General features: G+C 70.1%; 22 protein-coding genes. 8 read left to right on the top strand and 14 right to left on the bottom strand.

Translation table 11 applies throughout. The annotated features are described in order from the left end of the window. Window positions 1-9: 9 nt before the first annotated feature. The 10 genes from AC1DQF_RS15830 to AC1DQF_RS15785 all read right to left on the bottom strand — a co-directional run bounded on the left by AC1DQF_RS15830 (window position 10) and on the right by AC1DQF_RS15785 (window position 9,897). Complete coding sequence (locus AC1DQF_RS15830) at window positions 10-414, bottom strand: YjbQ family protein (RefSeq protein WP_477526182.1); 405 nt, start codon at window positions 412-414, stop codon at window positions 10-12. Next, a complete protein-coding gene (locus tag AC1DQF_RS15825; RefSeq protein ID WP_477526181.1) occupies window positions 404-706 on the bottom strand; it encodes a thiamine-binding protein in 303 nt (100 codons plus the stop codon). The genes AC1DQF_RS15830 and AC1DQF_RS15825 overlap by 11 nt, the downstream gene beginning before the upstream one ends. Before the next feature lie 29 nt (window positions 707-735). After that, entirely contained in the window at window positions 736-1,221 is a 486-nt protein-coding gene (locus tag AC1DQF_RS15820) for a SigE family RNA polymerase sigma factor (RefSeq protein WP_477526180.1), read from the bottom strand. After that, window positions 1,208-2,551 carry a hypothetical protein gene (locus AC1DQF_RS15815; RefSeq protein ID WP_477526179.1) on the bottom strand — a complete coding sequence of 448 codons (1,344 nt, stop codon included), beginning with the start codon at window positions 2,549-2,551 and terminating at the stop codon, window positions 1,208-1,210. The genes AC1DQF_RS15820 and AC1DQF_RS15815 overlap by 14 nt, the downstream gene beginning before the upstream one ends. A gap of 90 nt (window positions 2,552-2,641) precedes the next feature. Next, complete coding sequence (locus AC1DQF_RS15810) at window positions 2,642-3,250, bottom strand: DUF3105 domain-containing protein (protein WP_477526178.1); 609 nt, start codon at window positions 3,248-3,250, stop codon at window positions 2,642-2,644. Window positions 3,251-3,357: 107 nt separating this feature from the next. Further along, window positions 3,358-6,171 carry an aconitate hydratase gene (locus tag AC1DQF_RS15805; RefSeq protein ID WP_477526177.1) on the bottom strand — a complete coding sequence of 938 codons (2,814 nt, stop codon included), beginning with the start codon at window positions 6,169-6,171 and terminating at the stop codon, window positions 3,358-3,360. Between the two features lie 137 nt (window positions 6,172-6,308). Continuing rightward, on the bottom strand, window positions 6,309-6,665 hold the full coding sequence (locus AC1DQF_RS15800) for a hypothetical protein (RefSeq protein ID WP_477526176.1): 357 nt from the start codon (window positions 6,663-6,665) through the stop codon (window positions 6,309-6,311). Between the two features lie 19 nt (window positions 6,666-6,684). Continuing rightward, window positions 6,685-7,032 carry a UBP-type zinc finger domain-containing protein gene (locus tag AC1DQF_RS15795; protein WP_477526175.1) on the bottom strand — a complete coding sequence of 116 codons (348 nt, stop codon included), beginning with the start codon at window positions 7,030-7,032 and terminating at the stop codon, window positions 6,685-6,687. Between the two features lie 79 nt (window positions 7,033-7,111). Then, window positions 7,112-8,593, bottom strand: a complete 1,482-nt coding sequence (locus tag AC1DQF_RS15790) for a sulfatase-like hydrolase/transferase (protein WP_477526174.1) — start codon at window positions 8,591-8,593, stop codon at window positions 7,112-7,114. Between the two features lie 41 nt (window positions 8,594-8,634). After that, window positions 8,635-9,897 (bottom strand): FG-GAP repeat domain-containing protein, encoded by a 1,263-nt coding sequence (locus AC1DQF_RS15785; RefSeq protein WP_477526173.1) that lies wholly within the window; start codon window positions 9,895-9,897, stop codon window positions 8,635-8,637. A gap of 229 nt (window positions 9,898-10,126) precedes the next feature. On the opposite strand from AC1DQF_RS15785, the gene AC1DQF_RS15780 reads away from it, so the two are divergent. From AC1DQF_RS15780 to AC1DQF_RS15755, 6 genes are all read left to right on the top strand, one after another. Further along, on the top strand, window positions 10,127-11,215 hold the full coding sequence (locus AC1DQF_RS15780; protein WP_477526172.1) for a hypothetical protein: 1,089 nt from the start codon (window positions 10,127-10,129) through the stop codon (window positions 11,213-11,215). Window positions 11,216-11,228: 13 nt separating this feature from the next. Next, window positions 11,229-11,915: a DUF5995 family protein gene (locus AC1DQF_RS15775; protein WP_477526171.1), complete on the top strand. Its 687-nt coding sequence runs from the start codon at window positions 11,229-11,231 to the stop codon at window positions 11,913-11,915. A 164-nt stretch (window positions 11,916-12,079) separates the two neighbouring features. After that, on the top strand, window positions 12,080-13,174 hold the full coding sequence (locus AC1DQF_RS15770; protein ID WP_477526170.1) for a DUF2235 domain-containing protein: 1,095 nt from the start codon (window positions 12,080-12,082) through the stop codon (window positions 13,172-13,174). Window positions 13,175-13,176: 2 nt separating this feature from the next. Beyond that, the gene (locus AC1DQF_RS15765) at window positions 13,177-14,898 is read left to right on the top strand and encodes a hypothetical protein (RefSeq protein WP_477526169.1); all 1,722 of its coding nucleotides are present in this window, start codon (window positions 13,177-13,179) and stop codon (window positions 14,896-14,898) included. Continuing rightward, window positions 14,895-16,199, top strand: coding sequence for a hypothetical protein (locus AC1DQF_RS15760; protein WP_477526168.1), 1,305 nt, complete (start codon window positions 14,895-14,897; stop codon window positions 16,197-16,199). The genes AC1DQF_RS15765 and AC1DQF_RS15760 overlap by 4 nt, the downstream gene beginning before the upstream one ends. A gap of 96 nt (window positions 16,200-16,295) precedes the next feature. Further along, window positions 16,296-17,276 carry a formylglycine-generating enzyme family protein gene (locus tag AC1DQF_RS15755; RefSeq protein WP_477526167.1) on the top strand — a complete coding sequence of 327 codons (981 nt, stop codon included), beginning with the start codon at window positions 16,296-16,298 and terminating at the stop codon, window positions 17,274-17,276. Between the two features lie 10 nt (window positions 17,277-17,286). Here AC1DQF_RS15755 and AC1DQF_RS15750 read toward each other — a convergent pair whose 3' ends face one another. From AC1DQF_RS15750 to AC1DQF_RS15735, 4 genes are all read right to left on the bottom strand, one after another. Then, complete coding sequence (locus AC1DQF_RS15750) at window positions 17,287-19,659, bottom strand: arylsulfatase (protein WP_477526166.1); 2,373 nt, start codon at window positions 19,657-19,659, stop codon at window positions 17,287-17,289. A gap of 318 nt (window positions 19,660-19,977) precedes the next feature. Beyond that, window positions 19,978-20,382, bottom strand: coding sequence for a hypothetical protein (locus AC1DQF_RS15745; RefSeq protein WP_477526165.1), 405 nt, complete (start codon window positions 20,380-20,382; stop codon window positions 19,978-19,980). A 252-nt stretch (window positions 20,383-20,634) separates the two neighbouring features. Continuing rightward, window positions 20,635-21,795, bottom strand: coding sequence for a class I SAM-dependent RNA methyltransferase (locus AC1DQF_RS15740; RefSeq protein WP_477526164.1), 1,161 nt, complete (start codon window positions 21,793-21,795; stop codon window positions 20,635-20,637). Beyond that, window positions 21,792-23,846 (bottom strand): APC family permease, encoded by a 2,055-nt coding sequence (locus tag AC1DQF_RS15735; protein ID WP_477526163.1) that lies wholly within the window; start codon window positions 23,844-23,846, stop codon window positions 21,792-21,794. Before AC1DQF_RS15735 ends, AC1DQF_RS15740 begins: the two co-directional genes overlap by 4 nt. Window positions 23,847-23,897: 51 nt before the next feature. Here AC1DQF_RS15735 and AC1DQF_RS15730 point away from each other — a divergent pair, with 51 nt between their 5' ends. Together AC1DQF_RS15730 and AC1DQF_RS15725 are read left to right on the top strand one after the other, a co-directional pair. After that, window positions 23,898-24,560, top strand: coding sequence for a potassium channel family protein (locus AC1DQF_RS15730; RefSeq protein ID WP_477526162.1), 663 nt, complete (start codon window positions 23,898-23,900; stop codon window positions 24,558-24,560). After that, on the top strand, window positions 24,560-25,231 hold the full coding sequence (locus AC1DQF_RS15725; protein ID WP_477526161.1) for a potassium channel family protein: 672 nt from the start codon (window positions 24,560-24,562) through the stop codon (window positions 25,229-25,231). Before AC1DQF_RS15730 ends, AC1DQF_RS15725 begins: the two co-directional genes overlap by 1 nt. Window positions 25,232-25,349: the final 118 nt, after the last annotated feature.

The following is a 25,349-nucleotide window of genomic DNA, read 5'->3' as shown; positions in this document are numbered from 1 at the left end:
GTCCATGCGTCAGCCGGCCAGGAACGAGAACCGCACGTCACGCTGCGCGTTGTCGACGTTGAGGTCGACCAGGCAGATGCTCTGCCAGGTGCCGAGCGCGAGATCCCCGCCCAGGACCGGCACGGAGCAGTACGGCGGCACGAGGGCCGGCATCACGTGCGAGCGGCCGTGCCCCGGCGAGCCGTGGCGGTGCCGCCAGCGGTCGTCGGCCGGCAGCAGGTCGCCGAGCGCCGAGAGCAGGTCCTCGTCGGATCCCGCGCCGGTCTCCAGGATCGCCAGTCCCGCGGTGGCATGGGGGACGAAGACGTGCACCAGCCCGTCGCCGCGGCCGTCCACGAAGGACGCGACGTCGCGGGTCAGGTCGAGGACGACCTCCTCGCCGCCGGTGCGGTAGGAGCGGACCTCACTCTCCACGCAGCGCCTCCTCGATCCGCTCGACCTTCGCGGTGAGCTGGCCGTCGTACCCGGGCCGGATGTCGGCCTTGAGCACGAGGCCGACCCGAGGGGAGACCTCGGCGACGACGTCGACGGCCTGCTTGACCACGGCCATCACCTCGTCCCACTCCCCCTCGAGCGTGGTGAACATCGAGTCCGTCCGGTTCGGCAGTCCGGACTCGCGCACCACGCGGACGGCCGCCGCGACGGCCTCGGTGACCGACCCGCTCGGGTCGCTGGACGTCGGGGAGATCGAGAAGGCAACGAGCATGGGCCCCACCGTACGACGCCCGGTCCCGCTCACCGGTCGTCGACGGGCTCGCGGACCAGCCCCAGCCGGAGCCGGGCCACGGCGTCGCGGGCGTGGGACTTGACGGTGCCCACCGAGATGCCCAGCAGGTCGGCCGTCTGGGCCTCGGTGCGGTCCTCGTAGTAGCGGAGCACGACGACGGCCCGCTGCCGCGGGGCGAGGCCCGCCAGCGCCGCGCGGACCGCCAGCAGGTCGTCGTGGTCGGCGGTCTCGGCGAGCACCTCGGGCAGCGCGTCGGACGCGACCTCCCGCCACCGCCGGCGCCGCCACCGCGAGACGTTCTCGTGCACGAGCACGCGTCGCACGTAGGGCTCCGGGTCGTCAGCGATGCGCCGCCAGTGCGGCACCACCTTGATCAGCGTCGTCTGGACGAGGTCCTCGGCGTCCTGGGCGTGCCCGGTCAGCAGGTAGGCGGTGCGCAGCAGCGCGGCCTGGCGGGCGAGGACGAAGGCCTCGAAGGAGTCAGGCGCGCCCACGACGTCGCCTCACCGCCAGCCCCACGCGGACGAGCAGGAGGACGGCCCCGGCCAGCACCAGGCCGACGAGCCGCCGGTCGGGCGCGAACGGCGCGTCCGGTGCGTCCACCACGGGCGCCGACCACACCTGGGCCGCGAAGGTCTGCGGGACGTTGCCACGGAACTCGACGAGCGTCTCGGACTCCCCCGAGGCGACGTCGACGGCGTCTGCCCGTACGGGCTCGCGACCCCCCGGAGGCGTGGTGGTCTCGACGACGACGTCCGTCGGTCCGCGCCAACCCAGCACGGACCAGGCGGTCACGTCCCCCACCGCGGAGAGCCGCGCGGCGCCGGTGTCGACGTCCACCTCGCCTGCGACGACGGGGTGGAGGTCCCCGTCCGCCACGAGGGGGTCCTCCGGCTGCACGCCAGCCAGCCATCCGGTCGGGCCGAGGGCCGGGGCGGAGCTGGACTGCTGGAGCAGGTGCTGGTCCACCGCGATCCGTCGCGTGACCTCGTCACCCTCGACAACCCGCAACGACCCGTCCCGCCCGGGCACGAGCATCCCGCCGGGAGCGCTGCCGCTCACCGACACGGCGGCACCGACACCACGCGGCGTACGACGCTCGTCGGAGCCGAGGTCCCAGGTGTGCGCGGCGACGCGGGCCGAGCTCTCGCCGCGCCTCTCCTCCTCCGTGCCGCCGGTCGCGTAGTCGCCGCCCACCCACCACAGCACGTCTCCCGCCCAGGCGAGGCCCGCGGTCATCAGACCGTGCGGGGTCGAGGTGTCCCAGCGCCGCACGTCGCCCGTTACCAGGTCGAGCACGGCGACGCCGACCGCGGGGTCGTAGTCCCCGTCGATCAGCGGCACGCCGGTGGTCGGGCCGGCGGACCAGTAGGCGACCCGGCGGCCGTCCTCCGAGAGCGCCGGCGACCCGACGCCGACCGCGGCGTCGGGCAGGTCGAGGAAGCGGGCCTCCCCGGTCACCCCCGACACCCCCCACCAGGCCGTCCGGGTGGTGAGCAGCCCGGCGCGGGTGCCGATCCCCACCGCGGCCAGCGGTCCGGGTGGCCCGTCGAACGCGGGCTCCCAGCCCCCGGGCTCGCGGATCACGTCGGGGAGCCTGAGGTCTCCGCCGGGGGTCGTGGCCACCTCGACGCGGCCCGGCCCGAGCGCGGGACCGGCGACGGTCCCGCCGAGGACGGCGAGCATCACGAGGGATGCCGTCCCGGCCAGCCACTGCCGCGCCTGGCGACGCCGGCCGTGGCGCCACAGCTCCCCGGGCTCGCCGAGGTGCGTCGGCGCCTCCTCGGAGAGGCGTTCGAGCCGGTCCGTCACGTGCGTGGTCATCGTTGCTCCTGGGTCGCGGGGAAGCCTCACACGTCCACACGCCTCGGGGAACGCATCCGGAGGGGTGCGCCGCCCGGAAATCCTGGCCGGTCAGGCCGCTGTGCCCGGCTCCGGCACCGCGCCGTCGGGGTCCGTGGTTCCGCCGTTGCAGGTCACCCCGAACTCCGGCGCCGTGTGGCCGTCGCCGTACTCCGCGAGGAAGAGCCGCAGCCGGTCGTCGCGGGCGTCGTCCAGGGCGATCTGCGCACCCCACACCGTGACCACGACGGGTGAGGGCAGGCCCTCGCGCGGTGACATGATCCCGTTGTCGGGCAGCTGCGCGGCCAGGACCTGCAGGTCGCGGTCGGACAGGTCCGGGTCGTGGGTGATCCAGACCGTGCCGTGCTCGAGGTCGTGGACCGCGTTCTCGTCGCGGACCGGCACGTCGTACACACCGCACTCCAGCCACACCGGCGCGTGCGCACCGCCGGCCGGAGGTGTCTGCGGGTAGTCGACGTCGTCGTCGGTGTGCCGGGTGTCCTCGATGTCCCACGTCCGTACGTCGGACAGGTCGATCGGCGCGCGCTCGTAGCCGGCCACGCGCGCGACCAGGGGTGCGGCGAGCGCTCCGCCGAGCAGGACCAGGGAGACCACGGTGGAGAGCACCAGCAGGACCCGGGAGCTGCGGCCGGGCTGTGCGGGGGGCTCGGTCTCGGTCACCGCGTCAGGCTACGGGGGCACCGGCAACCGCACGCAACGACGGGCGGCCGCCACACCCCCTGGTCGGAGGTGGTGACGGCCGCCCGTGCGTGGGAAGCCCCGAGGGGTCAGCCCTTGAGCAGGTTCCGCAGGACGTACTGCATGATTCCACCGTTGCGGTAGTAGTTGGCCTCACCCGGGGTGTCGATGCGGACGACCGCGTCGAACTCCGTGTCGCCCGCCGTGACCTTGACGGTCCTGGGCGTGCTGCCGTCGTTGAGCGCCGTGATGCCGGTGATCGAGAACGTCTCCTCGCCCGTGAGGCCGAGCGACTCGGCGTTCTGGCCCTCCGGGTACTGCAGCGGGATGACGCCCATGCCGATCAGGTTGGAGCGGTGGATGCGCTCGTAGGACTCGGCGATGACGGCCTTGACGCCGAGCAGCGAGGTGCCCTTGGCCGCCCAGTCGCGCGACGAGCCCGAGCCGTACTCCTTGCCCGCCAGGACGACGAGCGGGGTGCCTGCGGCGATGTAGCGCTCGGAGGCCTCGAAGACGCTCGTCACCTCGCCGTCGGCGGTGAAGTCGCGCGTCACGCCGCCCTCGGTGCCGGGCGCCAGCTGGTTGCGCAACCGGATGTTGGCGAAGGTGCCGCGGATCATGACCTCGTGGTTGCCCCGGCGCGAGCCGTAGGAGTTGAAGTCGCGCTGCTCCACACCGTGCTCGGCCAGGTAGCGGCCGGCCGGGCTGTCCTTCTTGATCGCACCGGCGGGGCTGATGTGGTCGGTCGTGACCGAGTCACCGAGCTTGAGCAGGACCCGCGCGCCGTCGATGTCCTCGACCGGCGTGGGCTCGTCGGGCATCCCGTCGAAGTACGGAGGACGACGCACGTAGGTCGACTCCGGGTCCCACTCGAAGATGTCGCCCTCGGGCGTCGGCAGGGACTGCCAGCGCTCGTCGCCGGCGAAGACGTCCTTGTAGGACTCACCGAACATGTCGGAGGTGATCGCTCGCGCGATGGTCTCCTCGACCTCGGTCGGGCTCGGCCAGATGTCCTTGAGGTAGACGTCGTTGCCGTCGGTGTCCTGGCCCAGCGGGTCGTCGAACAGGTTGACGTCCATCGAGCCGGCCAGGGCGTAGGCCACGACCAACGGCGGGGACGCCAGGTAGTTCATCTTCACGTCCGGGTTGATCCGGCCCTCGAAGTTGCGGTTGCCCGACAGCACCGAGACGACCGCGAGGTCGTTGTCCTGCACGGCCTTGGACACCTCGGGGATGAGGGGGCCGGAGTTGCCGATGCAGGTGGTGCAGCCGTAGCCGACCAGGTTGAAGCCGAGCTTGTCGAGGTACGGCGTGAGGCCGGACCGCTCGTAGTAGTCGCTGACGACCTTCGAGCCCGGGGCCAGGGTGGTCTTGACCCACGGCTTGCGGGAGAGGCCCTTCTCGACGGCGTTCTTGGCCAGCAGCGCGGCACCGATCATCACGCTGGGGTTGGACGTGTTGGTGCACGAGGTGATCGCGGCGATGGCCACGGCACCGTGGTCGACCTGCACCTCCTGACCGTCCAGCGAGATCGTGACCGGGTTGCTCGGACGACCGGCGGCGGGGGTGGCGTCCGCGTGGACGGGCGCGCCGTTGCCGCTGGTGTGCGAGGGGGCGTCGGAGGCCGGGAAGGACTCCTCCACCGCCTCGTCGTAGCCGGTGGCCTCGGCGGCGTCGTCGGGGTCGTCGTCACCCTCGGAGACGTAGTCCTTGAGCGCGTTGCGGAACGAGTCCTTGGCCTCCGAGACCTCGACGCGGTCCTGGGGGCGCTTCGGGCCGGCGAGCGACGGCACGACGGTGGAGACGTCGAGCTCGAGCTTCTCGGAGTAGCGGGGCTCGGCGTCCGGGTCGTGCCAGAGGCCCTGCTCCTTGGCGTAGGACTCGACGAGCGCGAGCTGCTCCTCGGAGCGGCCGGTCAGGCGCAGGTAGTCGACGGTCTGCTGGTCGATCGGGAAGACCGCGATGGTCGAGCCGAACTCCGGGCTCATGTTGCCGATCGTGGCGCGGTTGGCCAGCGGCAGCGCCGAGACGCCGGGTCCGTAGAACTCGACGAACTTGCCGACCACGCCGTGCTTGCGCAGCATCTCGGTGATCGTGAGGACCAGGTCGGTGGCGGTCGCGCCCTCGGGCAGGTCGCCGTTGAGCTTGAAGCCGACCACGCGCGGAATGAGCATGCTGACCGGCTGGCCCAGCATCGCGGCCTCGGCCTCGATGCCGCCCACGCCCCAGCCGACGACGCCGATGCCGTTGACCATGGTGGTGTGGGAGTCGGTGCCGACGCACGTGTCGGGGTAGGCCTGCAGCTCGCCGTCGACCTCACGGGTGAAGACGGTGCGGGCGAGGTGCTCGATGTTGACCTGGTGCACGATGCCGGTGCCGGGCGGGACGACCTTGAAGTCGTCGAAGGCGCCCTGGCCCCAGCGCAGGAACTGGTAGCGCTCACGGTTGCGCTCGTACTCGATCTCGACGTTCTTCTCGAACGCGTCGGGCGAGCCGAAGACGTCGGCGATGACGGAGTGGTCGATGACCATCTCGGCCGGCGCGAGCGGGTTGATCTTGGTGGCGTCACCACCGAGCTCGGCCATCGCCTCGCGCATCGTGGCGAGGTCGACGACGCACGGCACGCCGGTGAAGTCCTGCATGATCACGCGCGCCGGCGTGAACTGGATCTCCTTGCTGGGGTCCGCGTCCGCGTCCCAGCCGGCGATCGCCTTGATGTCGTCGGCGGTGATGTCCGCGCCGTCCTCGGTGCGGAGGAGGTTCTCGAGCAGCACCTTGAGGCTGAACGGGAGCGACTCCACGTCGAGGCCGTCGCCCACCACCTTGTCGAGGCGGAAGATCTCGTAGGACTTGCCGTCCACATCGAGGGTGCTCTTGGCGCCGAAGCTGTCCTGACTGGCCATCCGCCACATCTCCTGTTGAGTCGTCGGGTCTGCCACCCATCTTGCCGCCGGACGTCGAGCCTGCGGAAGCAAGGCACACCTAAGTTCGGGTGCGGGTGTTTATCTCGACATCAAGATACATGATGCCGAGAGAGGTGTCACGTGATGCCGGCCCGCGCGTCCAGCCGCTGGAGCAGGTCGTGGGCCGCGAGCTCCACCTGCTTGTGCCGCCACTCCGCAGCGCGGTAGACGCACGCGATCAGGCCGCTGCGGTGGACCCGCCGGAGGTCGCCGTAGCCGAAGGCGTAGCGCGCCTTGGTGTTGTCGTTGGCCCCCTCGGTCAGCCCGAGGTGCCAGGCGGCGTACTCGTCCCAGGCGTGCCGGTCGAGGTAGGCGTTCTGGGCCTCGGCGTCGGGCTGGACGTCACCCCAGTCGCTCTCGAGGACGTACTGCCGCTTCTCGATGAGCCGTCGCGCGTGCTCGACGGCGGCTGCGTTCACTACGTACGACGCCACGCGTCCCCCTCCCGCCGGCTCATCGGTGGACGTGCTGGCGCCAGTCGTCCGGCACCCGGCCCGCCGGTCCCGGGGTGGGCTGGTCCGCGGGGTGCGAGGTCGGCGGCGCCAGCTCCGGCCCGTCGAGCCCCTCCTGGCGGTCGAAGTCCCAGAACCAGTCCTCGCCGGGCTCGTAGCTCTGCATGACCGGGTGCCCGGTCGCGCCGTGGTGGGCCGTCGCGTGCTGGGACGGGGAGGAGTCGCAGCAGCCGACGTGACCGCACTGCGCACACCGGCGCAGGTGCACCCACCAGCCTCCCGTCGCCTCGCACTCCACGCACCCCGGGCCGCTCGGAGGGACGCTCGGGTCGATGCCGTTCTCGCTCATGTCCGCGACGCTACCCACGCGTTGCCGGGAGGTCGAGGGTCCGGCACATGACGGCCAGGACAGAGATGTCGAGGACGTCCTACTGGACGCAGGCCGGGCCGGCGCAGATGGCGAAGGCGTTGAGCCGGTTGGTGAGGTTCGTGACCGTGCTGGCCGCAGGATCGTTGGTCGTCGAGGAGTCCCCGAGCAGGTTGGTGTTCTCGGCCGGGTCGTTGGTCAGGTTGTAGTACTCGCGCGCGATGACCGCGCCCTGGGAGTTGTAGGTCTGGACGTACTTCGTGGTGGCAGTGCGGACCATGCGCCACGACGGGATGTTGGGATTGGCGGCGTCCACGTAGTACTCGCTGTACATGGTGGTCCTGCGCCCGGCCTGCAGGAGTGACTCGCCATCGAGCCGCGGCGCATTGGCAGGAAGCGTGAAGCCGGCAGCCTCGAGGATCGTCGGCAGCAGGTCGAGGTAGGAGACCTGCCTGGTGGTGTCCGTGCCGGCGGTGATGTGGCCGGGCCAGCGAACGAGCAGGGGGACGCGGATCGTCGGCTCGTACGGCACGAACTTCTCCCACCGGCCGTGCTCACCCCAGTTGTAGCCGTTGTCGGAGGAGAAGATCACCAGGGTGTTGTCGAGGACCCCGCGGTCCGAGAGCAATTGCATCGTCGCCGCGAACTGGTCGTCCGCGCTCATGATGGCCCGCAGCTGGCTCTGGCACATCGCCTGACCCTGCGCCGTCGTGTAGTTCATGGTGCGCACGTACGCCGGTTTGTCGGAGCGGTCGGCCTCGGGGACCCCGGAGCAGGTCCCGACGTTCGCCGACGCGTACTTGGTATCCGGGACGGCCAGCTTCGAGATGCTGCCGTTCGGGTTGGTGATGTCGACCCAGTGCGGCGCCTGTGGGGTCTCGTACAGCACGAACGGCTTCGTGCCGGACAACGCGCTGGTGATGTAGGACCGACCCTGGTTGCCCAGGAAGGTGGTGGAGTAGCCGGACCCGGTCTGAGCCTTCCCGTCGAGTCGGACCGAGACGTTGTTGTACCCGCCCCACATCACCGTCGAATGGTCGAAGCAGGGTGGCAGGGTGGTCTTCGGCCAGGTGGTGAGGAACTTGCCGTCGAGGTAGGTCGCGTACCCCGCCGTGCGCAGGTAGCAGGCCATCGAGTGCGCGCCGTCGAACAGCGGGCCGTCCTGTTGGTCGAGGACGCCGTTGTTGTGCGGGTACCTGCCGGTCATCAACGATGATCGGGAAGGACAGCAGGAGGGATCCGCCACGAACATCTGGGTGTAGCGGCGACCCCCCGTCATCCAGGCCCGCGTCTTCGGCATGAACTGCAGCGGGTCGATGGCGCCGGGGAAGGCGTCGCGGAGATCGTCGAGGTTGTAGAAGAAGATGTTCGGCGAGGTCGTCGGTGCCGAAGCGGCGACGGGTCTGCTCGTGGCTGGCGAGGGATCGCCGGCAGCGCGCCCGGTTGCCGACCCCGCGGCGGCGATGCCGACCGTGAGCAGGACTGCGATGCCCGCGAGCAGGAAGGTGCGTAGCGCTCCTGGCGCACGGCTCGTGGTGGACATCTGTGGTCCCTCCGGTGTGGGTGTCATCGACTGGGTGGTGGTCACTGGGATCTGAGCTCGATGCGCTGGGCAGGCCCGCTGGTCTCCACGCCGTTGAGGACAAGGAACTCGCTGCGTCCGTCGGCGTTGCCGTCGAGTGCGGCAACGGCATCGCCGATGCCCGCGGCTCGGGGAACCGGCACCGGGGAGAAGCTCAAGGCGGTGTTTCGCAGCACGACGTCGTCGGGGTTGGTCCCGCCGGGAACGTTCGAGATCAACGCGTAGACATCGAGGTCCCCGTCCCCGTCCGCATCACCGATGGACACCGCGCGTCCGCCACCCCCGCTGGGGACCGAGTAGATCCGCACGGGAGCGGAGAGCGCTCCACCGTTGTTGAGTCGCCTCTCGACCCTGCCCCAGACCGTCGTGACCAGGTCCTGGTCCCCATCGCCGTCCAGATCGCCGAAGTCCGCGTCGGTGTGGGTGCCGGTGAGCCCGTTCGCGGCGGCGACGTCGGTGAACCCAGTCCCCCGGTTGCTGCGGTACAGCTTGGTCGCGGTGTCACCGCAGGCCAGCAGGTCGTCCCAGCCGTCGCGATTGATGTCGACGACCTCGGCACAGCGGGTCCCGCCGTAGCCGCTGATGCCCCAGCTGCCGACCGACTGGAACCCGGCGCCCGCCTGGTTGAGGAACAACTTGCTCTGCTCGGTGGGCAGCCCGTTGGCCGGATTGTCGCAGGGGTCACCGGTCACCGCACGCGGGGAGGCGTTACCCACGAACAGGTCCGGGTAGCCGTCCCCGTTGGCGTTGAGGAACGCGACGTAGTGGCTTCGCCCGCACACGTCACCGACGCCCCACGCCGTACCGACTTCGCTGAACTGCCCCGAGGCCGTCTGCAGCCACAGCTCGTTGTCCTTGCCTGTCTTCACCAGGTTCTGCCCACCACGACCGGCTGAGCAGTAGGCGTCCACGAGACCGTTGCGGTCGACGTCGGCCCACGTGCACAGGTGCCGGTCGGGGATCATTCCGTCCGCGTTGACGCGCGGCCAAGCAGCCGCCGCCACCCGGGTGTAGACGCCGGCACCGTTGTTGCGGAAGAGCCGACCGCCCTGGTCGTGGTACCCGACCCAGACATCCTGGTCCCCGTCGCCGTCGTAGTCGACGACTGTGGCGTCCCACGTCTCGAGCGACGAGGCCAACCCCGAACCCGCCACCGTGTCCACCGCCGACCATGCAGCAGCGGCGGCCGGCGGTGCCGGAGCACCGAGAAGCGGGCCGACCGCCAGCACACCAGCGATCAGGACGCGGCCGACCACGACAGGCATGTGTCCTCACTCCAGGACCTGCAGCTGTCACGATCCGGTGCCGCAGGCACCCTTCAGACCAGCACCGGACTCACCGGCGCGCATCGCCCAAACTGGGTAGATCGTGGCTTTTGTCTGCCCCCACGGCGTCGACCTCGGAGGACTTTCTCGCCCTATGCTGTATCGGAACGCGTGGTTCCGACTCATGGTCACTGGAGGCATCCCGAGCCGAGGTCACTAGGGAGGGGTCATGGTCACCAGCAAGGACGCAGAACCAAAGGCCTGCAAGCGGGTGTGGGCTCAGGACGTGAACGTCTCGGCAGCGATGATGGAGAGCAAGGTCGACCAGCTGAGGGTCTCGACCGCGACCTGGACACCGGCGCAGCAGGCCATCGAGGACGGGGTGCGAAGACGACTGGCCGCCGCCCGCAGTGCGACCGTGCGCCGCGACCCGGCCCCGGGCAGACTGAGCAACTGGTGGCGAGGAACCCTGATCGACGCGGCGTACCAGAACCTGCACGCCGCCGAGTCGATGATCGTGGGCATCTACGGTCCCGACGACATCGAGGCCGAGGTCCCCGAGGCCGTCGCCCGGGTCGAGGCAGGGCTGGACCGCGACGATCCCCGCCGGTTGGCGGCGCTCCAGCTCCTGGCTGGTTCGCCCACCGACAGCGGCCGCACCGCCAGGCTGGCGAAGGCTGTGGAGATCGGTTTCGGCGCCTCGGACGCGGAGTACCTCAGACTGCGCAACTTCCGAAACACCGTCCTCGGCGGAGCGGGCGCCATGTCGGTGCTGCTCCTGGCGTTCGTCGTCTACGTCTACGCGAACCCGACGGATGTGCCTTTCTGCTTCTCCGGTGCCGACGGGCCGATCTGCGCCTCCGGGGGCTCTGTGCCCTCGGGCCACGATGTCATCACGGTGACCCTGCTCGGGACACTCGGAGGGCTCCTGGCCGCCATCCTGGCGATCAAGAACATGCAGGCCACTGCGTCGCCGTACAACGTCCCTCAGGCGCTCGCGCTGCTGAAGCTCCCCCTGGGCGCCGTCACTGCAGTCGGGGCGCTGATCGCCATCCGCGGCGACTTCATCCCCGGCTTCTCCAACCTGGACTCGCAAGCGCAGATCCTGGCCTACGCCTTCGTCTTCGGAGTGGCCCAGCAGCTGTTCACCGGGCTCGTCGACAAGCAGGCCCGCACCATCTTGAGCAACGCCCCCGGAAAGGCCACCGGGGCGACACGACCCGAGCGGCCCGTGCCCCGTCCCTCGGCGCTCACCGAGCCGATCGAGGACACGACAGCCTCAGCTCCTCCGTTCGGCGCCCAACCCGATCCGATCTGATCCGGCATCCCTGGTGAGTCTGCCGACCACGGTCAACGGCGTCATCTCCCGGATGCGGGAGATCGACGCGGAGCTCGCCGGCCATGATGGGGTCGCGGTGTTCAACCGCATGTACCTCACCGTCACCGAACGCATCGCCGCGATGATCGCTGATCCCGCCGGGGACTCGACCTTGTTCCGGGACGCAGCGACCATGGCCGAGCTCGATGTCCGCTTCGCCACCCTCTGGTTGGAGGCGTACGCCGCAGACGCCGCAGCGGGTGCCGTCCCGGCCGCGTGGAGGCCGCTCTTCCAGGCACGCGTCGCCGGGCTCCTGCCGATCCAGTACGCCCTCGCCGGGATGAACGCGCACATCGAGCACGACCTTCCTCTCGCCGTGGTGAGGACGTGTCGAGCCCGTGGTCTCCGGCCCGAGGACATCCACCGCGACTACGAGACGGTCAACCTGGTCCTCGCTCAGGTCGAGTCCCCGATCCGGCGGTCCTTCCTCGACGCCATCGGCACACAGGCCGACGACCACATCGGTCCGGTCGTCCACCTGCTCAGCAGCTGGGACATCGACAAGGCTCGCGACCTCGCCTGGGTGACCGCGGAGACGATCTGGGCACTGGGCCGCACGAGCCTCCTGCGTGACCGCTTCATCGACGGTCTGGCGCACACCGTCGGCATGACCTCACGGGCACTGCTCACTCCCGGCTGACAGCGAAGTCGTGGTTCTCCCATGGGCGTGGTCGGAAGTATCGTCGAACTGAATCGCGGTCAGCACGGCTCGGCCGGCCACTCGGGTCCCGGACGGCCTCAGCACCAGGTGGACATCGCGCCTGTCCCGTTCGGTAGGAACATCCATCACTCTGTGAGGCCCAGATGGCGCACCAGCTCCCCGAGGTTCCGGGTCGCAACCTGGTCCTGTGCCTCGACGGCACGAGCAACGAGCCTGAAGCCGACGTCACGAACGTGGCCCGTCTCTTCGACATGGCGGTCAAGGACGAGGACCAGCTCGTCTACTACGACCCGGGCGTGGGGACCATGGGAGCACGCAGCGCCACCACGTCGGTGGGCAGGTCGCTGACCCGCTTCGCCGGGCTGGTCGCGGGCTACGGCGTGCGCGACAACATCGTCGATGCCTACCAGTGGTTGATGGCGAACTACCGCCACGGCGACCGGATCTACGTGTTCGGGTTCAGCCGCGGCGCCTACACGGCGCTGGCGCTGGCCGGAATGCTGAGGACCGTCGGTCTGCTCAGCCCGGGCGCGGAGAACCTGGTGCCCTACGCGATCAAGCTCTATGCACGCAACACCTCGCGCACCGTCAGCGAGGCGGAGGACAAGAAGTATTGGGAGACGCGTGGCGAGTTCGGTCGCAAGTTCGGCAACCCGGAGTTCGAGCGGTTCGCCAGGAACATCACCTTCCTGGGTCTGTGGGACACGGTGAAGTCGGTGGGCTGGCTCAACGCGCGGGCAAGGTTCGAGCAGGCCCACTGGCCGTTCACCCGCAACGTCAAGAACGTCGCCGCGGGTCGACTGGCCATCGCGATCGACGAGAACCGGCGCCCGTTCCCGTCGTACCGGTTCGACCCCCAGCAGGTCGCCGAGCGTCCCGAGGACCTCAAGGAGGTCTGGTTCGCGGGCGTGCACAGCGACGTCGGTGGCCAGTACGAGGAGCACCAGCTCTCCGACATCGCACTCGGCTGGATGGCCGACGAGGCGGTCGCCGCAGGACTGAGGATCGATGCGAGGAGGTATGAGCACCTGGTCGGAGTACCGCCCGGGACGCCGCTGCCGGCCTCGAACGCGGTGGACGGAGAGATCCATCGCCACGAGTCGTACTGGGCGGTGCTCGGGTTGGGCTGGAAGGCACGCGTCCTGACCCCGGCCGACGTCCTGCATCCCTCGGTCCAGCAACGGATCGACGGCACCGCCGGCTCCGCGAAGCCCTACCGCCCCCAGGTCGGGAGCTAGCCGTGCCCGAAGGTGTCGAGTTCACCGAGGCGCCGGACGCGCCCCGCAACCAGATCACGCTGCGGATCATCGCCCAGGACCCCTCGGTCAAGGGCGACGACGGCAAGGTCCTGACTGCGACGGTCAAGATACCGTGGTCGCGGATGGAGGACGGGCCGCGCGGGGCGCGCTTCCACGTCGTCGACTTCGACTCCTCGACCGGGAGGTACGTCAAGCATCCGGGCCTGCCCAACGACGACGCGTTCGCGGACGCAGCCGACAGGGTGCTCGAGAGCGACTACGGCTTCCACGCCCAGCAGGTGTACGCCGCGGCCTCGCGCACGCTGGCCACCTTCGAGTCGGCGCTCGGGCGGCGGCTCTCGTGGGGATTCAGCGGCCACCACCTCCACCTGGTCCCGCACGCCTTCGCCGAGGCCAATGCCTACTACGCCTGCGAGGACCGCGCCCTGCTCTTCGGCTACGTGCCGGCGATCGAGGGGAGGCCGACCTACACCTGCCTCAGCTACGACGTGGTCGTGCACGAGACCACGCACGCGGTGCTGGACGGGCTGCGGAGCCGGTTCCTCGAGCCCGGTCTCCCCGACCAGGCAGGGTTCCACGAGGGATTCGCCGACATCGTCGCGCTGCTGTCGGTCTTCTCGATGCGACCGGTGGTCGAGCAGTGCCTGGGCAAGGCCGACAAGGCCGGGCGGATCAAGCGCCGCCAGGTCGAGCCGGCCCAGCTGCGCAGCGGCGTCCTGGCCGGGGTCGCCGAGCAGATCGGTCAGGTCCTGACCCAGGGCCGCGGCGCCCTGCGGCGCTCCGCGATGACCCCGCCCCCCGCGGACTGGGCCGACCTCCCGCAGTTCCAGGAGCCGCACCGGCGCGGCGAGGTGCTGGTCGCCGTCGTCCTCGACCTCCTCATCGACATCTGGGTCAAGCGGCTGGAGCCGCTGCTCGCGCCGGAGCGGACGCCGGTGGCGACGCTCGACCGCGTCCGTGCGGCCGAGGAGGGCGCCCGGGCGGCGAGCCAGCTGCTCACCATGCTGATCCGCGGCCTGGACTACCTGCCACCGGTGGAGTTCGAGTTCGGCGACCTGCTCGACGCCGTGCTCCTCGCCGACGCCGAGGTGGTCCCCGACGACGACCTCGGCTACCGGGACATCCTCGTCGACCGGTTCGAGAAGGCCGGCATCCGCCGGCCCCGCAACAGCGTGACCGACGTGCTCGATGCCGAGGTCGCGCCGCACTACCTCGGCTTCAACTTCGCGGCCCTGCGGAGCGATCGCGACGAGATCTTCCGCTTCCTGTGGCAGAACGCGCTCCGGCTCGGCGTCGCCACGAAGTACTACACGATCATCGAGTCGGTCCGCCCCAGCCAGCGCATCACACCCGACGGCTTGATCGTGGTCGAGACCGTCGCCACCTACGTCCAGACGCTCGACCTCAGCGCGGAGGAGCTCGAGGAGATCACCGAGCTGAACATCCCTGACGACCTCGACCCCGCAACACCGGTACAGCTGCTCGGCGGCGGGACCCTGGTCTTCGACCAGTTCGGCCGGCTCAAGGTGCACATCCACAAGGACCTCGACGACTGGCGTCGCCAGCTGCGTCGCGTGGAGTACCTCCACCGGACCGGGGGCACGGACCGAAGCAAGCGTCTCGGGTTCTCCGACGGCGCCGGGCGCGGGCAGGCGTTCGCCGAGCTCCACAACACCGAGCTCAACTCCGGGGAGGCGTGGTGAGCAAGGTCGTGCGGGTCCGGATCCGGATGTACCAAGTGGGCTTCGGGGACTGCTTCCTGATGTCCCTGGAGTACGACGCACCGCTGGCCGACGGCCGGGCCGAGCGGCACCTGCTCATCGACTACGGCTCCACCAGGTCGGCGCGCGAGCACCGCACCAAGGGGCGGATGAGCGACGTCGCGAAGCTGATCGCCGAGCACACCCACGGCAAGCTCGATGTCGTCGTGCTCACCCATCGCCACAAGGACCACCTGTTCGGGTTCTCCGACGACACCGGGGACACGACGATCCGCGACCTCAACCCCACGCTGGTCCTGCGCCCATGGACCGAGCATCCCGACCTGTCCGCAACGGCGGACAACCCAGCGGTCGCAGCCCCTGCCTCCCCCATCGGCTCTTCCTCGGCCCGGTTCGCCCGGAACCTCTCCGCGGCCCAGGACGCCGTCGACCATCTCGCCGCACGACCCGGACTGCACGCCGACCTCAAGGCGGCCGTCGAGGAGCAGCTCAAGAACACCGACGCGATCGCGCTCCTCGACGAGCTCTCCGCGAACGGCCACGGCCGCTACCTGTACGCCGGCGCCGACCCGGAGACGGCCACGGTGCTGCCCGGACTGACGATCACCGTGCTCGGTCCCCCCACCATCGAACAGGATCCCCGCGTCGCGAAGAAGCGCGACGACGACCCCCAGTACTGGATGCTTGCCCTGCGCGCCTCCCTTCACCACGCCGCCGCAGACGCGACCTACGGTGGCTCGGGCGCCGAGCCGACGGTCCACGTCGGGCCCGGGCCCGTGCGCTGGCTGATCGACCGCCTCGCCCAGCAGAAGCTGCACTCCGTCACCCGCCTCGTGCGCAAGCTCGACGACGCCCTCAACAACACCAGCTTGGTCCTGCTCATGGAGGTCGGCGAACTGAGCATGCTGTTCCCCGGGGACGCACAGATCGAGAACTGGCAGTTCACCCTCGACCGGCTCCCCCACGAGCCCGAGCTGATGAGGAAGCTCGCCGAGATCGACCTCTACAAGGTCGGCCACCACGGCAGCCGCAACGCCACACCGCGGTCCCTGCACGCCCTGTGGGTCGATCGGCCCGACACGCTGCCCCGCCTGACCGCGCTGATGTCAACGCGCCCGGACGTGCACGGCAGCACCGAGGCCACCGCCGTCCCCCGGGCCACCCTGGTGACCGCGCTCGAACAGGTGGCCTCGCTGATCTCCACCGACGACCTGGACCAGGGTGAGGCCTTCGTCGAGGTCGTCGCCGACACCACCGGCGGGCCATTCGCACGAGTCCCTTAGCAAGGACTCGACACCCCGGGATGCCAACGTCGAGCGCTTCTGCTCGAGTTCCGTCAGGCCGGACTAGGGTGGCTGCGCAGTGCGAGGGGGAGGCACGTGGTGGAGCGATCGGGGCCGAGTGCGCGGCCGCTGAAGAACATGGTCTGGATCGCCGGTGGGGCGTTCACGATGGGGTCCGAGGACTTCTACCCCGAGGAGCGACCCGTCCGGACGGTCGAGGTCGACGAGTTCTGGATGGACGAGCACCCGGTGACCGTGGCGGAGTTCCGACGCTTCGTGAAGGCGACCGGCCACGTCACCGTCGCGGAGATCGCCCCCGACGCCCTGGCCTTCCCGGACGCGGATCCCGAGCAGCTGGTGCCGGGCTCGCTCGTCTTCACGCCTCCACACCGTCGCGTGAGCCTGGACGACTACCGCGCCTGGTGGTCCTGGACGCCGTCGGCGCAGTGGCGGCATCCCGAGGGGCCGGACAGCACCGTGCACGGCCGCGACCTGCACCCAGTGACGCACGTGGCATATGCCGACGCGCTGGCGTACGCCGCCTGGGCCGGCAAGGAGCTGCCGACGGAGCCGGAGTGGGAGTTCGCGGCCCGCGGCGGTCTCGACGGTGCCGTGTTCGCCTGGGGAGACGAGTTCGCCCCACGGGGGCGGATGATGGCCAACACGTGGCAGGGCGACTTCCCTGTGCAGAACGACCTGCTCGACGGGTACGAGCGCACGTCCCCGGTCGGCAGGTTCCCCCCGAACGGGTACGGCCTGGTCGACATGACGGGGAACGTCTGGGAGTGGACGTGCCAGGACTTCACCACGAGCCACGCCGAGCGCGCCGGGGCCGCGGTGTCGGTGGTCAGCAGCGAGGTGCCGCCAGCGGCGAGCTGCTGCGGACCCCAACGCGAGCCCGAGGTCCCGCTCTCGTCATCCCCGACTCCCGGGACGTGGGCGCCGAAGGTCGTCAAGGGCGGGTCCCACCTGTGCGCGCCGAACTACTGCCTGCGCTACCGGCCGGCGGCACGGCAGCGTCAGACCGTGGACACCTCGACCAGCCACCTGGGCTTCCGCTGCATCGTGCGTCCCTGACGCTCCGGTCTCACTGGCGGGCCATGGCGATCCGCACGCGCTCCTCGGGGTCGATGAAGTGGTCGTGGTCGTGGTCGTCGTCGCCGAGGTCGAGCTGGACCCAGGCGATCTTGCCGGTGAACCTGCTCGTGCGGGCGGTGTACTCAGGCGAGACCGTGGTGCCGGACTCGTAGCCGATGTCGGTCGTCTCGTCGGCCGAGAAGACCATCGGCTGCGTGAGCTCGACGCGTCCGGTGCCCACGGCGGTGCCGTCGTGGTAGAGCGTGACGCCTCCACCCTTCGCCAGGCCGCCCCCGTCGTAGGCGAACTCCATCCGCAGCTGGTGGTGGCCGGACGGGACCGGCTCGTCGCTCCGGGTCACGAAGTGGTGGATGCCGAGGACGTTGTAGACGAACGTCAGCCGGTTGTCCTTGACGAAGACCGTCCAGCCGCCGAAGCGACCGCCCTGGGCGATGATGACGCCCTCGACGCCGCCGTCGGGGACGTCGACGTCGGCCGTGACCGAGAACGACTTGTTCTTGATGCTGACCACGCTGTTCTCGGAGAGCCGCCCCATCCCGGGGAAGAACTGCTGGGAGGTCCCGTGGATCAGCGTCGGGCGACCCGCGAGGTCGGGGTTCAGCCGCTCCGCGCCGCGGTCGTCGAGGGGCAGCACGTTGTACTTGGTCGCCTCGATGAGCCACAGGCGTTGCAACTTGGCCAGCATCTCGGGGTTCTCCGCAGCCAGGTCGTGGGCCTGGCTGAAGTCACTGCTGCCGTCGTAGAGCTCCCACAAGTCGTCGTCGAACGCCAGGAGGTCACCCCCGACCATGACCCACGGCGTCTTGTGCTTGGTGACCGCGCTCCAGCCCTTGTGGTAGATGCCGCGGTTGCCGAACATCTCGAAGTACTGGAGGTCGTGGCGCTCGGGTGCGGTTGCCTCCTCGAACGCGTACAGCATGCTCGTGCCCTCCATCGGGCTCTGGAGCACACCGTTGACCATCGTGGGCTCGGGCAGACCGGCTGCCTCGAGGATGGTCGGGGCCACGTCGATCGCGTGCGTGAACTGCGACCGCACCGCACCCTTCTGCGCGACCCCGCTGGGCCAGTGCACGATCATCCCGTTGCGGGTCCCGCCCCAGTGCGAGGCGACCTGCTTGGTCCATTGGAGCGGGCTGTTCATCGCCCAGGCCCACCCGACCGAGTAGTGGTTGTAGGAGGACGGGGTGCCTAGCTGGTCCTTGGTGCTCAACAGGAACTCCGGGGTCTCCACCGCCGCCATTCCGTTGAAGTTCGCCATCTCGTTGAAGGCGCCGTTCATCGTGCCCTCGGCGGAGGCCCCGTTGTCCCCGATGATGTAGTAGATCAGCGTGTCGTCGAGGACATCCAGGCCCTCCAGCGCATCGATCAGCCGGCCGACGTGGTGGTCGGTGTGCTCGAGGAACCCGGCGTAGACCTCCATCTGGCGCGCGAGCACCGGCTTGAGCTCGTCGGGCATGTCGTCCCAGGAGGGGATGACGTCGTGGCGCTCGGTCAGGTCCGCGTCCTCGGGGATGACGCCGAGCTCCTTCTGGCGCGCGAACGTGCGCTCGCGCTGGACGTCCCAGCCGTCGTCGAACTGACCGGCGTACTTGTCGGCCCACTCGAGCGGGACGTGGTGCGGCGCGTGCGTGGCGCCCGGAGCGAAGTAGACGAAGAACGGCTTGTCGGGCATGAGCGCCTTCTGCTGGTGCACCCAGCCGATGGCCCGGTCCGTCAGGTCCTCGGTCAGGTGGTATCCCTCCTCCGCCGTGGCGGGCGGCTCGACCGGGGTCGTGCCGTCGTAGAGGGCCGGGTCGTACTGGTTGTTCTCCCCACCGATGAACCCGTAGAACGTCTCGAACCCGCCACCGCCCGAGGGCCAGGCGTCGAACGGCCCCATCGACGACGACTGCCACACGGGCACCTCGTGGCACTTGCCGAACTGGGCGGTGGAGTAGCCGTTGAGCTTCAGGGTCAGCGCCACCGGCGCCTTGTTGTTCGGCCGCACCGAGGAGTTCCCCGGGGCCGAGGTCGCGGTCTCGGTGATGCTGCCCATCCCCACGGAGTGGTGGTTGCGGCCGGTGAGCATGGCCTGCCTCGTCGGCGCGCACAGGGCCGTCGTGTGGAACCGGTTGAACTTCAGACCTCCCGCGGCCAGCCGCTCGGCGGTCGGAGTGGCGCACGGCCCCCCGAACGTGCTGGACGCCCCGAACCCGACATCGTCGAGCAGGATGACCAGGACGTTCGGCGCGCCCTTCGGGGGGTTCAGCGGCACGATCGGCGGGGACGCCGTGTCGGGGTCCTTGGCGTCGTAGGTCGTCAGTCCGGGCGCCACCTGGTGAGGGATCGGCAGGATCGCTCGGGAGCTCGGCTCTGGGCACATGGCTCGGTCCTCCGGAGTCGTCCACGGCGGCTGGATGCGGCCACCTGCCTGCAATATCCGCCCCGTACGCACGCCGGTCCTCCCCCGAGCGGGGTGATTTCACCGCGGTCCGTGGTCAGGGCGAGTTGCCTGAGCCCTCCGGGATGGGGCAAGGGTCACAAGGAGGTCCTCACACCGCTTCCGCCGGCCGGGGCCCGCGCGATCGAGCGGATGCACCCGCACATGCTCTGGCACACTTGCGTGCCCACCATGCTCGATGCCGGTGCAGGCCTGCGAGATCCAGGTCGCAGCTCGCCACGCCGACCCGTGCGGTCCTGGTCAATCCCCGGCGGGTTCCGATGCATGGGACTCCGCTGCCTTGGCCGCTTCACGCGCCTCACGCGCCTCGCCCAGATCGGCGAGAAGGGAGTCGATTGCCACCAGGCCGCCTCCGAGCACAACCGCCGCGATCGGGACCGGCAGCCTTGTCCTACGCACGACGGTCGTGGCCGCCAGCATCGTCGTCGACCACGCCGTCACCGAGGTCGCGAAAGGCACCGTAGTGCGCTTCCACGGCTCATCCGTATCAGGGATGACCGTGAAGATCTGAAGTCCTGGCTTGTTCAGGAACCATCCCGTCGCAAACCCCGCGATCAAGAGGGGCGAGCGCTTGGACGGGTCCGGCGCGAGGCAGGCGAGGGCGACACCGACTCCTCGGACCACAGCACCCGGTCGCACCTTCATCGCCTCACCTCTGCAGAGATCGTCTCGTGCCAATCACTCCGGGGCAATGGCCATCCGCACATTGAATCGCCCGGGTTTCGTGGAGGCTCGGATGTGCCCGGGGTCCACGTCGTCGCGATTGCTTGGATCTCATCCCACGGTGATGATGCGCTTGCGTTCGAACATGCTTCGCCGAACCGTCGTCACCACCATCGTCCTCGACGAGTACGAGAACACCCGCCAGCGCATGGACAACCAGGAACGCCGATCGCGTCACCGCAGGTCAGGGCCGGTCTTCTCCAGCAGCGCGACACACTCGATGTGATGCGTCATCGGAAAGAGGTCGAAGGCGCGCAGCTGCTCGAGGTGGTAGCCGTGCTCGGCAAAGATCGCCAGGTCCCGGGCCAGCGCGGCGGGGTCGCAGGCGACGTACGCGACGGCGCGTGGCGCCCGGTCGACGACCTGCTCGACGACGACGCGCTTGGCGCCCTCGCGCGGCGGGTCGAGGACGACGAGGTCGAAGGGCTCGTCGTAGGACGACGCCAGCACCCGGTCGACCGGTCCGCACTCCACGGCGGCACCCTCGTGACCCACGAGGTTGGCACGGGCGTGCCCACAGGCGGCGCGGTCGGCCTCCACGGCGACCAGCCGGTCCCCGGTGAGCTCGCCGACGAAGCGCGCGAAGAGCCCGACACCGGCGTACAGGTCGAGCACCCGCTCCCCCGGCTGCGGGTCCAGGACCTCGAGGACGGTGTCCACGAGCACCGACGGCGCACCGGGGTGCACCTGCCAGAAGCCGTCGGGGTCGACGACGAACTCACGGCCCTCGACGGTCTCGACGATCGGCGGCCCGGGCTCGGGCGTGCGGGCGTCGGGGTGCGCGATGAGGCAGTCGTCGACCGGTACGACGCGTCGTGAGCGGTGGGCGCGCAGGCCGCGGCGCCCGTCGTCGGTGCGGGCCCACTGCATCCGGGTGCGCCAGCGCWGGCCGTGGTCGTCGCCGGGCACCGGCTCGACCACCAGACCGGCGACCAGCGGGTGGTCGGCGGGCAGGCGGCCGACCCGGACGAGCTGCTCGCGGACGACGGCGGCCTTGAGGTCGCGCTGCGCGGGCAGCGCGACGTGCTGGAAGTCGCAGCCACCGCACAGGCCGGGCCCCGCGACGGGGCACGGCGCCTCGACCCGGTCCGCGGAGGCCGTCAGGACCTCCACGGCGTCACCGCGCCAGAACCGGTCGCCCTCGCTGCCCTCGGTGATCTCGACGACCACCCGCTCCCCCGGCACCGCGTGCCGGGTGAAGACGACCCGGGACTCGGGCTCGGGGAGCCGGACGATGCAGTGTCCGCCGTGGGCGACGGGGCCCACCTCGGCCTCGAAGCGCTCACCGACGCGGGAGGGACCACGGGACTTCCGGGCACGAGGATGCCGGCTCACCGGTCGTCCTTCCGGTTGGTGACCCGCCCGCGGCGCAGGTCGCCGGCGTGCACGCGACCCTCCAGCGCCTCCTCGCGCTCGAGGGCGATGCGCGACGAACGGAGCTGGTAGGGCACCGAGGTGACCATGACGCCGGGGGCGAACAGGAGCCGTCCCTTCAGGCGCAGCGCCGTCTGGTTGTGCAGCAGCTGCTCCCACCAGCGCCCCACGACGTACTCGGGGATGTAGACGGCCACGACCCCGCGCGGGTTGGCCCTCCGGATCTCCTGGGCGTACTGCACGATCGGCCGGGTCACCTCGCGGTACGGCGAGTGCAGCACCTTGAGCGGGACGTCGATCTGGCGCTGGTCCCACTCCGCCATGAGCTTGGCGGTGGCCGCGTCGTCGGTCGAGACGTAGATCGCCTCGAGCGCGTTGGGTCGGGTGGCCTTGGCGAACGCCAGCGCCCGCAGGGTCGGCTTGTGCAGCTTGGAGGCGAGCACGATGGCGTGCACGCGGGTCGGCATCACCTTGTCCTGCTCGTCGGCCGCGAGCTCGAGCTCGACACGGTCGTAGTGGCGGGCGATGCCCTGCATGATCAGGAAGAAGAAGATCATCGCGAGGATGGTGATCCAGGCACCGGCGAGGAACTTGGTGAGCAGCACGATCACCAGGACGACCGCGGTCATGCCGAGGCCGAAGGTGTTGATGACCCGGGCACGGAACATCCGGCGTCGCTCCGCCGGGTCGCGCTCGGTCCTGAGGTGCCGCGTCCAGTGCTTGATCATCCCCAGCTGGCTGAGGTTGAAGGACACGAAGACGCCGACGATGTAGAGCTGGATGAGCTTGGTCGTCTCGGCGTCGAAGATCCAGATCAGCAGCATCGACATGGCGGCGAGGAAGACGATGCCGTTGCTGTAGGCGAGCCGGTCGCCGCGCGAGCCCAGCGACCGCGGGGCCAGGCCGTCCTGGGCGAGGATGGATCCGAGCACCGGGAAGCCGTTGAACGCCGTGTTGGCGGCCAGCACGAGGATCACGCCGGTGACGGTGGTCACGAAGTAGAAGCCGGGCGGGAAGTGGTCGAACACGCCGGACGCGATCTGCGAGATCACCGGGTTCTGCTCGTAGCCGGCCGGGAGCGCCGCACCGGCGGCGGTCGTGAGCCGCTCGAGCTCGTGCGGGTCGACGTAGCGGATGTGCATCTGGTTGGCCAGCACGATGACGCTCATCATCATGCTGATCGCGATCAGGCCGAGCAGCAGGAGCGTGGTGGCGGCATTCTTGCTCTTGGGCCGCCGGAAGGCGGGCACACCGTTGGAGATGGCCTCGACGCCGGTCAGCGCGGCGCAGCCCGAGGAGAAGGCGCGGGCGAGCAGGAAGAACAGCGCCACCTGCGTGAGCGGGCCCTCCCAGCCCTCCTGGGGCTGGATCTGCAGGCCGGCGCTCTCGGCCTCGGGGAGGTCGCCGGAGAGGAGCTGCATGAGCCCGTAGGCGCACATGCCCAGGATCGAGACCATGAAGAGGTACGTCGGGACGGCGAAGAACGTGCCCGACTCCCGGACCCCGCGCAGGTTGAGCGCGGTCAGCAAGACCACCGCCGCGCAGGCGGCCACCGCCTCGTGACCGACCAGCGACGGGATCGCACCGGCTGCGTACTGCGACGCGGACGAGATGGACACCGCGACCGTCAGCACGTAGTCCACGAGCAGCGCGCTGGCCACCGTGATCCCGGCGGTCCGACCGAGGTTGACCGTGGCGACCTCGTAGTCGCCACCGCCCGAGGGGTAGGCGTGCACCGTCTGGCGGTACGACGTCACGACGGTGAGCATCACCAGCGCGACCGCGATGCCGATCTTCCACGACCAGGCGTACGCCGACGCACCGGCGACCGCCAGCATGATGAAGATCTCGTCGGGCGCGTAGGCCACCGACGAGAGAGCGTCGGAGGCGAACACGGGCAGCGCGATGCGCTTGGGCAGCAGGGTCTCCCCCAGCTGGCTGCTGCGGAGCTTGCGCCCGAGCAGGATCCGTTTAGACACATCGCCGACACCCACGTCGGGCAGCCTAGTCATGCTCGGGCCGGGCGCCGGGATCGCCGCCCCCACCTGGGATACGGTGCGTCCGTGCACGTCGTCATCATGGGATGTGGCCGGGTCGGCTCAACGCTGGCTCGCAGCCTCGAGGACCGTAACCACACGGTGTCCGTCATCGACAGCGACCCCGACGCGTTCCGACGCCTGGGGCCGACCTTCAACGGCGACAAGGTGACGGGGTACGGCTTCGACCAGGAAGTCCTGGAGAAGGCCGGAATCCGGCGCGCGGACGCCTTTGCGGCCGTGTCGAGCGGTGACAACTCCAACATCATCGCCGCGCGCGTCGCCCGGGAGACCTTCGGGATCCAGCAGGTCGTCGCCCGCATCTACGACCCCGGCCGCGCCGAGGTCTACCAGCGCCTCGGCATCACCACGGTCGCGACGGTGAAGTGGACCGCCGACCAGGTGCTGCGCCGGATCCTCCCGGCCGGCGCCGAGCCGGACTTCCGCGACCCGTCGGGCACCATCCGCGTGGACCACATCCAGGTCCCCGAGCACTGGGTCGGCCAGCGCACCATCCACTTCCAGGAGCAGTCGCGCAGCCGCATCGCGTGGATCGACCGCCTGGGCGAGGGCATGCTGCCCACCCGCGACACCGTCATCCAGGAGGGCGACATGCTGCACCTCGTCATCCGCGAGGAGGGGGCGGCCCACGCCTACTCCGTCCTCGAGAACGGTCCGGAGGAGCTCTGATGAGGGTCGCCATCGCCGGGGCAGGAGCCGTGGGCCGCTCCATCGCCCGTGAGCTGATCGACAACGGTCACAAGGTCCTGCTCATCGACAAGGCGCCCTCGGCCATCCGGCCCGAGCGCGTCCCGAACGCGGAGTGGCTGCTCGCCGACTCCTGCGAGATGTCGTCGCTCGACGAGGCGCAGCTCGACAAGTGCGACGTGGTCATCGCCGCCACCGGCGACGACAAGGCCAACCTCGTCACGTCGCTGCTGGCCAAGACCGAGTTCGGCGTGCCGCGCACCGTGGGGCGGGTCAACCACCCCAACAACGAGTGGCTGTTCACCGAGGCCTGGGGCGTCGACGTCAACGTGTCGACGCCGCGGATCATGTCTGCGCTGGTCGAGGAGGCCGTCTCGGTCGGCGACCTGGTGCGGCTGTTCACCTTCCGCCAGGGCAACGCGAACCTGGTGGAGATGACGCTGCCGCCGGAGTCGCCGTACGTCGGCACGCCCAGCGGCCTGGTGCCGTTCCCCGACAACTGCGCGCTGGTGACGATCCTGCGCGACGGGCAGGTCTACACGCCGTCGGCGGAGCAGCCGCTGGAGGCGGGCGACGAGCTGCTCTTCGTGGTGCCGGGCGACGTCGAGGAGGAGCTCGAGCGACTCCTGTCCCCGCAGGGCCACGGGGGCTGACCCCCGATCCTCACTCGCGGGCCGTGGGCTCCATCGGGGTGTGGTTGCGCGCGAGCAGCCACACCATGGCGCCCAGGGCGGCGAGCTGGAGAGGCCAGCCCAGGGCGATCTTCATGAT

Source organism: Nocardioides sp. P4_G4 (assembly GCF_056401085.1).
Note: the sequence above shows the minus strand (reverse complement) of the source record. Positions and strands in the feature narration are given on the sequence as shown.